The sequence below is a fragment of the Kitasatospora sp. MAA19 genome (genome assembly GCF_029894125.1).
Taxonomy (GTDB): domain Bacteria; phylum Actinomycetota; class Actinomycetes; order Streptomycetales; family Streptomycetaceae; genus Kitasatospora.
In genome coordinates, this window is record NZ_JARXYZ010000073.1 from 1 (window position 1) to 7,931 (window position 7,931).

Annotated in this window: 6 protein-coding genes; all 6 read right to left on the reverse strand. The window is 72.6% G+C overall.

Translation table 11 applies throughout. The features are described from left to right. A partial coding sequence (locus P3T27_RS40685) for a tetratricopeptide repeat protein (protein WP_280686418.1) occupies positions 1–2,943 on the reverse strand: 2,943 nt, incomplete at its 3' end. Positions 2,944–3,003: 60 nt separating this feature from the next. Beyond that, positions 3,004–3,333 carry a trypco2 family protein gene (locus P3T27_RS40690; protein WP_280686419.1) on the reverse strand — a complete coding sequence of 110 codons (330 nt, stop codon included), beginning with the start codon at positions 3,331–3,333 and terminating at the stop codon, positions 3,004–3,006. A gap of 144 nt (positions 3,334–3,477) precedes the next feature. After that, positions 3,478–4,167 carry an HNH endonuclease family protein gene (locus tag P3T27_RS40695; RefSeq protein ID WP_280686420.1) on the reverse strand — a complete coding sequence of 230 codons (690 nt, stop codon included), beginning with the start codon at positions 4,165–4,167 and terminating at the stop codon, positions 3,478–3,480. Positions 4,168–4,235: 68 nt separating this feature from the next. Continuing rightward, complete coding sequence (locus P3T27_RS40700; RefSeq protein WP_280686421.1) at positions 4,236–6,206, reverse strand: hypothetical protein; 1,971 nt, start codon at positions 6,204–6,206, stop codon at positions 4,236–4,238. Beyond that, positions 6,203–6,541 (reverse strand): helix-turn-helix transcriptional regulator, encoded by a 339-nt coding sequence (locus P3T27_RS40705; protein ID WP_280686422.1) that lies wholly within the window; start codon positions 6,539–6,541, stop codon positions 6,203–6,205. The genes P3T27_RS40700 and P3T27_RS40705 overlap by 4 nt, the downstream gene beginning before the upstream one ends. A gap of 16 nt (positions 6,542–6,557) precedes the next feature. Continuing rightward, entirely contained in the window at positions 6,558–7,664 is a 1,107-nt protein-coding gene (locus tag P3T27_RS40710; protein WP_280686423.1) for a site-specific integrase, read from the reverse strand. Between the last annotated feature and the right edge of the window lie 267 nt (positions 7,665–7,931).

Genomic DNA, 7,931 nt, shown 5'->3' on the forward strand with positions numbered 1-7,931 from the left:
GGTGCGGTAGTGGTCGGTGGCTTCCTGGGCGGCGGCCAGCCCCTCCTCCTGCTGGCCGAGTTCACCGAGCCGGTTGGAGAGGTTGTTGAGGGCGCCAGCGAGGTAGGGCAGGTAGGCGTTCGGGTTGACATCGGTCAGGGTGCGGCGGATGGCGACGGCTTCCCGGGCGGCGGCCAGCCCCTCCTTGCGCCGGCCAAGTTCACCGAGGTCCACGGAGAGGTTGTTGAGGGTCGTGGCGAGGTTGGGCAGGTAGGCGTCCGGGTTGGTGGCTGTGAGGGTGCGGTAGTGGTCGGTGGCTTCCTGGGCGGCGGCCAGCCCCTCCTCCTGCTGGCCGAGTTCACCGAGCCGGTTGGAGAGGTTGTTGAGGGCGCTGGCGAGGTTGGGCAGGTAGGCGTCCGGGTTGGCCTCGGTCAGGGTGCGGCGGATGGCGACGGCTTCCCGGATGACGGCCAGCCCCTCCTCCCGCTGGCCGAGTTCACCGAGCCGGATGGAGAGGTTGTTGAGGGCGCCGGCGAGGTCGGGCAGGTAGGCGTCCGGGTTGGCCTCGGTCAGGGTGCGGCGGATGGCGACGGCTTCCCGGGCGGCGGCCAGCCCCTCCTCCTGCTGGCCGAGTTCACCGAGCCGGTTGGAGAGGTTGTTGAGGGCGCCGGCGAGGTCGGGCAGGTAGGCGTCCGGGTTGGCCTCGGTCAGGGTGCGGTAGTGGTCGGCGGCTTCCTGGGCGGCGGCCAGCCCCTCCTCCCGCCGACCCACCCCACCGAGGTTCACGGAGAGGTTGTTGAGGGCCGTGGCGAGGTTGGGCAGGTGAGCATTGGGGTTGTCCTTGGCCAGGGCTCGGTAGTGGTCGGTGATGGCGCGGGTAAGGCGAACGGCGGTGGCGGCGAGGCGATGGCTGGGGTGGGGGAATCGGTTGTAGAGCTCGACGAGGACATCAAGAAGAGTGCTGGGGTCAGCAATGACGGTTTCGAGAGCGTCGATGAGCGGTTGGGGGTGATCGGTTCGGGTGGCGATGGTGATGGTGTGTGCAGCCAGTTGCCGGTGATGGCGGACGCACAGGTCGGTGAGCTGGGTGTTGAGGCGGTCGTGGAAGACGGAGTGGGTGACGGCGCGGCTGTAGACGGTGAGGAGTTGTTCGGCCTGAGCGTCGTCGGCGCCGAGGAGGAGGCGGTCGGCGAGGTGGGGTTCAGTCAGGAGGACGTGGCCGGTGTGGCGTTCGGCGAGGCGGTCGGGCTGTAGTACCCCCCAGGATGGCCCTCCCAATGTTGCGGCCGGGTAGAGGGTGGCGAGCCAGGCGGTGACCTGGTCGCGGCGGTCGCGGGGCTGGTCTGCGAGTGCAGGGAGGCGCTGCCACAGGTGGTCGGCGTGTTCGCGGTCGGTGGCGCCGGCGAGGTGGGCGGCGGCGATCGCTGATTTTAGGGTGTCCGTGCTCAGTGCGGGGGTGAGGCTGCGGGCGGTGGCACTCTCGCGCCAGTAGCGGTTCTCGTGGCCGAGCAGCCGGTCCTCGACGTTCCGCGGGTCTTCCTCGCCTGCAGTGTTTGCGGGTGCGGGCCCGTTGCCGGGCACGGCCGGGACGGTGTCGAGGAGGTCGGCCAAGGCGGTCATGTGGAGGGTGAGGGCGTTGCCATAGGCGTCCTGGGCCAATCCGTACGGCGGGGGCAGGCTCGCGGCGGCCGTGGTCCAGTCGTGGCTGGCGAGGCCATCGATGCGGGGAAGCTCGGTGGCGAGGGCCCGGGCGGCGTCGCGGTAGTGGTCGGCCCGCCGGTCGGGGTCGTCCTCCAACGGGGCGAGACGGCGGGTGCGGGCGTCCGCCAGATACTCCTCGGCGAGGCGGGTGGCGCCCTGGGCCTGGTCCCACCAGTCACTGGCGGTGCGGGCCAGGAGGAGGAGTTTGAACGGGCTGGTGCCAGGGTGTTCGGCAGCGGCTTCGACGAGGGCGGCGAGCTGGCCGGGGCGGGTCTCGGCGTAGTCAAGGACGACCAGCAGCGGCCGGGCCGCGTGCCGTAGCCGTAGGAGCTGTTCTGGGGTGGCCGTGTCACGCGGCCACAGCACCGTCCACCCCTGTGCGGTGAGCTGGCGGCCGAGGTGGTGGGCGAGGCGGGTCTTGCCCTGCCCGCCGGGGCCGTGCAGCAGCCACGCCCCGAACCCACCCGATCCGCACCAGGCCCGCAGGTCGGCGAGGAGTGCGTCGCGGCCGTGGAAAGGGACCACCTGCCGGCCGGCCTCCAGCAGGGCGGCAGGTGTGACCGGGGGACGGAGCCTGGCCGGGCCGTGGGCGGGGTCGGTGAGGTTCTGGAACTCCACCGCCTCCACGCCTTCGACGAGGCCCGCGCTGTGCTGGGCGAGCGTGGTGCGAAAGGCGGGGTCGTGGAGCAGGACGTAGGCAGGAACAACGTTGAGGCGGCCGTGGGCGGAGCGCGCTCGGTCGGCCGCGACGACGCCGGTCACGATGCCGTCGCAGTGCACGGCCGCGCCGGACAGCCCGCCCCACGGCGAGGTGCCGTCGGTCGGCCAGTGCGGGGGGTGCTGGTCGAGGTCCATGACGTACTGGTTGTTGACGAAGCCGGTGCCGGGGTTGATCCGGCCCGCCAGTTGCTCGGCCTCCACCGCGGGGCGAGGGCGCTGGGCCTCGTCCGGCACCCCCCACGTCTCGCACGCTGTGCTGGGGCGGGTCGTGACCAGACGGCCCCATCGCACCGGCGCCGTGGGAGGCCGCCAGTGGGGGGAGTCGTCGACGAGGACGAGCGCGGCGTCGTCTCGCTCCTTCGGTCTGCCGGCCCACACCACTGTCCCGCTCGCGCTGCCGGTGCCGCCGGGGTGGAACACGGTCACCCGTGTGCCGGCGGGGCCGGTGACGTGGGCGGAGGTGAGGACCAGGCGGCCGCCGACCGCGTATCCCGATCCCGGCCCGCCCACCCCGGTCACCGCCGCAAGACGCCCCTGCTCCACCCCTGGCCCCCAACCGCCCCGCTCGCTCTTCCACCTGCCACCCGGTAAGCGGGCCGGGCCCTACTCGATGCGGCCCGAGGTGTTCCCGGGCCCGACCGGACGCTGTTGCGTGGAGTTGACAAGGAGGTCGGTGCCGTCGGGGCGTTTGGGGGTGAGGGTGAAGGCGACCCGGTGGGTGCGAACTCGGGACAGCCCGGCCTCGGTCTCCGCGCCGACCGCGAACAGCTTGAAGCCGGCCTTCGCCTTCGCGTCCGCGCGCAGCTCGACCTCGAACTCCATCTCCACCGGCCCGACCGCGAACACCACCCCGGGGTCGTCCCCGACCCGGCCAGCCGCCTCGAGCAGCTCGTCGCGCACCGCCGCGACCGCGTCCGCCAGCGGAATATCCATCAGACCCACCCCTTGAACACCTGACCTGCGGCCATGCCGATGCGGACACCGTAGGGCCCGCGAGGGGGCCTTCGCAGGTGAAAGCCCATATCGACCGGCCTGGCCCGCCCACCAGGACGAGAAGCGGGCCAGCCGGGGCGACGGTTACGCGCAGGTGTCCAGCATCTCGGCCAGCGCGGCCTTCTCGGACTCGGTGACGGAGAGGCCGTAGACGTGCTTGATGTCGGTCCAGGCACGGCTGTACGTGCACCAGTACGACCGGAGCGGCGGCCGCCACTGGTCGGGCGACTTGTCGGCCTTCGCGCGGTTCGAGGCCGCGGACACCGCGACCAGCTGGGAGTGCGTCAGGTCGTTGGCGAAGGCCCGGCGCTTGTCAGTGGTCCAGGTATCGGCGCCCGACCTCCAAGAGGAGGCGAGCGGGACCAGGTGGTCGATGTCAAGGGCTTTGGCGTCGGTGAAGGTCTTGTCGTCGTAGGAACTTGTCCAGGTACCGGAGACGGCGCGGCACTCGCTGTCCTGGACGACGTTCTGGCCGTCGCGGGCGAGGACGACCTCGCGGGTGTCGCAGGTGCCGTACTGCTTGATCCAGTGCGGGAAGCGGTCCCGCGAGTATCCCTCCATGGAGTGCGGGGCCTCCACGACGAGCTCGCCGAGCTCCGTGCGGGCCTCCTCGGCCGGCGGTGGTTCGGGAAGCTGCCGATGCTGGACGACAACGGTGGCCGCGGGAATAGGCGGTGGCGCTGCGGCGGCGGCCGGGGCGGCGGTGGGGATCAATGCGAGGGCGAGCGCGGCGGCAGTGGTGGCGCCGCGGCGCCACCAGGCGGAAGTGGTCATGTGGCCAGGGCTACCGGCCCGGACGGCACAGCCGTCGTACCGTCACCCGGCGGTCGGCGCGGCGCCGCTCACGTTGACGCGGGCCGGTCCGCGGCCCGGGCCTGGAGGTAGGCGGTCCAGTCGGTCGCGGCTCGGGCTCGCCACCGGGTGACGGTGTTCAGGTGGAGGCCGAGCATCGGGGCGAGGACGGCCGGGGGCATGTCCTGGGCGAGCTGGACGAGGGCGGCGGCCCGGGCAGGGCGGCTCGGGATGCCGTGGGCGGTCAGGCGACGCACCAGCGCGCCGCCGGTGATGTGTCGGCCCGGCTCGGAGGAGGGGAAGAGCCAGCGGCTCGGGTGGTTCGCCGCCCAGCCCGGGGGCCGCGGCCGGCTGGCGAAGTCGGTCAGGAGCCGGGCCAGGGGATCCGGCAGACGGATGGGCACGCGGTCCAGCACGAGGACGGTCTCGTCGTTGCGCACCTCGACGGCGTTGGTGGGCAGGGCCGCGATCCGGGTGACCTCCTGGCCGAAGAGGTAGAGGACGGCGCCGGCGGCGCGGACATCGGAGGGCAGTTCCGTGTCGGTGAGGCACTGGTGGAGGATCTCCCAATGGGAGTCGTCGTCCATTGCGACCGGGTCGGGCCGGGGCCGGACGGGGACTGCGAGGTCGCCGCTGTGGCCGCGGTGGCCGGCCCAGAGGAGGAAGTCGCGGACCTCGTAGCGGGTGCTGCGGCCGCTGGTCAGCCACTGGTCGACCTCGTGCTGGGTGACCTCGGCCAGCTCCAGCCCGGCGTGCTGCATGGCGGTCAGGAAGTCAGCGGCGGTGTTGATCCTCGTCTGGGCCCAGCGCAGGCGGTTGGTGAAGGCGTGCGCGCGACCGCTGCGGCGGCGGGCGCGGGGCAGGAGCGACCAGCGGACGTAGGTCCGCAGCACCAGGGTGTGCTCGGGGTGGCGGGCGAGGACGCGGGCCAGGTGGCGTTCGACGCGGGCGGGGAGTTCGTCGCGTTCTGGCAGGGCCTGGTGGGCGAGCAGGACGCCGCGCAGGTAGTCGACGACGCGGGCACCGTCGCGGTTCTCCGCGGCCGCCATGGTGTCCAGGTCCTCGTGGGTCAGCGCCCGTCCGGCGGCGACGGCGTCGGCCAGGAGCTCGGCGGAGCGGGAGTTGCGCAGCCAGTTCAGTGCCGTGATGGGCCGGTCGCACCCGGCCAGGGCGGCGCGCATCCGCCTGTACTGGTCTTCGGGGCCCGCGGGCCGGCCGTCGAAGAGGTCGGCGAGGTGGTCGTGGAGGGTGCAGCGGTCGCACAGGCCGCGGACGTTGTAGGAGCGGGGGCCCGCGCAGCGGGGGCAGGCGTACAGGTCGGGGTGGCCGGCGCAGGGGCCGCAGACCCGCGCTCCGTCCTGGCGGGCGATCAGCACGCGCGGCTTCTCGCAGACCGGGCACGTGCCGGGGTGGGTGCGGGCGTCGCGGTAGCAGGGCTTGCAGACCGGCCCGAGCGGCCAGCGGGCGCCCACCGGCGCGTTGGTGGCGCACAGCGTGCACGACGCCGGCGGCCTCGGGCGGCAGGTGCCGCACGGGTCCATCGGGGCTGACTTGCCGCAGGCCGAGCAGGACCGGAAGGCGGCGACCTGGAGGCGGCGACAGTGCGCGCAGGTCCGGCGGGAGGGCCGGGGGCGGGTCTCGCCGCAGACCGTGCACGGGCCGACGTTGCCGCGCTGGGCGAGGGTGCCCTCGCAGCCGAGGCAGACCCGGCCGCCGGGAACCACCTGCCGCAGCCGGCGGACGCGCCCACAGCGCAGGCAGGCCGGCGCCCGGACGCCGGGAACGCCAGCCTCGGCGAGCGTGGTGATCAGAGCCTGGACAGAGCGCGGGGCATCGGAGGCGCCGCTGACGAGGGCATCTGGATGCCGGGAGAGGTGGGCGCGGGTGCGTCCGCGGGCGGACGGCGTCATCCCGGCGACAATCCGGGCCGCGTCCCGGCCGGACAAGCCGGGCAGGAACGCGGTGATCCGGTCGGCGAGCTCCACCCACTGTGGCGGCGGCCCCACCCGGCGGCCGGTCACAGGCCCTCCGGGCGCCGCACCCGCACCCTCCTGAGCGGCGGGAGCGAGGCCGTCGAACCCGCCGTCTCACCCGACGCCGTCGGCTTCGCGACCTGCCGGCGGACCTCCCTCACCGTGATCAGGTCCGCCGGCGAGCAGCCGAGGATCCCGCACAGCGCGGCCAACGCGTCCATCGACAACCGCTGCGGAGGCTGGGTGACCAGCCGGAACACCTGCTCACGCGACAGGTGCACCCCGTACTCGGCCAGCCTCGGCACCAGGTCCGTGGTCTGGTACATGCCCTGGTCGGCCATCAGCCGGCGCAGGTTCCACTCGAACCCCATCCGCTTCAGCACGGCAGCCCCGTTCCCTTCAGCCCGTCCGCTCCAGGCGGCGCCGGAGCGAGGCCTCCAGCAGCCGGTTGCGGTACTCGTCCGACACCCAGGTGTACAACGCCGTGGTCGACGGATAGGCGTGGCCGACCTGCTGCTGGACGAACCGCTCCGGGTACCCGAACTCGATCAGGTGCGTGATGTAGGTGTGCCGCAGGCAGTGCAGCTCCAGCTCGTCCGGCAGCCCGGCGTGGCCGCGGATCGCGGCGAACACCTCGTCCAGGCGCCGCAGGCCGATCCGGCCGCACCGCTCGGTCACCCACAGCGCCGGGTGCCCGCCCGGGGAGAAGCCGCCGCGGACCTCGTCCACCCACTCTTCGAGGACCGGGACGATCCAGTCGACCTCCGGCACCGTAAGCACCGTACGCCGCTTCGGCGGACTGCCCCGCGAGGCCTTGCCGAACCGCACCTCCAACGCGCCGAACCGCCCGTACTGCTTCGCCCGCGGGTTGTGCCGCAGGTCCGGCAGGTCCAGCATCGACGTCTCGCGCCGCCGGGTCCCGTACGCGTAGACCTGCTTGATCATCACCGCGTCCCGCCACGCGGCCAGCACCCCCTTGCGGCGGCGCTTGCGCTTCTGCTCGACCAGGTCGTCGGCGGCGTCGAAGAGGGTCTGCAACTCATCGTAGGTCAGCGCCCGCCGGCCCGGCCGGCCCTCGAACTCGGCGACGTGGTCGGCGGTGTTCCAGTCGTGACACACCTGGACCGGGACCTGCCCGAACGCCTCCTCGCACGCCGCGGCCCAGCCGTAGCGGCCGTCCGTGACGAACGCGCAGAACATCTGAAGATCGCCCTGCTGCCCGCGCACCGTCGAGTGCGCCAGCGGCGAGGATCCCGAAAGCTGGTGCGCGAAGTACGCCTCGACGTCCTCCGGGGTCCACTCCCACGGATACGTCGCCGTGAACAGCGCGAACCGCCGAACCAAGCTCAGTCGGTCGCCGATCGTCTTCTTCGTCAGCAGCCGGCTCCGCTGCTGTTGCTCCCACCCGCGCAGCATCGCGTCGAACATCGCCGGCGCCGGGTCCAGCGCCCGTACATTCCCCGGGACTACCAGCCGGAACGCACCCGGCACATCGACAGCTCGCACGACCACTCCCACGGTTGCACCTAATGCAACATCGTGGCGTTGGATCCCCATCAGTCCAGGCCAGCAGCCTCGCCGTCACCTGGAGGAAGGACACGATCCGCCCTATCGGACCAGGCCAAAGCCGTGCCCGCCGTACGCGGGGTTGATGCACCTACCGCAACTCCGCCTACTTAGAGGACGTTAAGTCCGTTTCTGGTAGATGCCTCGTCCGGGTTGGGTGAGGAAGCCCTGGCGGGTGAGGCGTCCAAGGCGGGAGCGGGTGACATT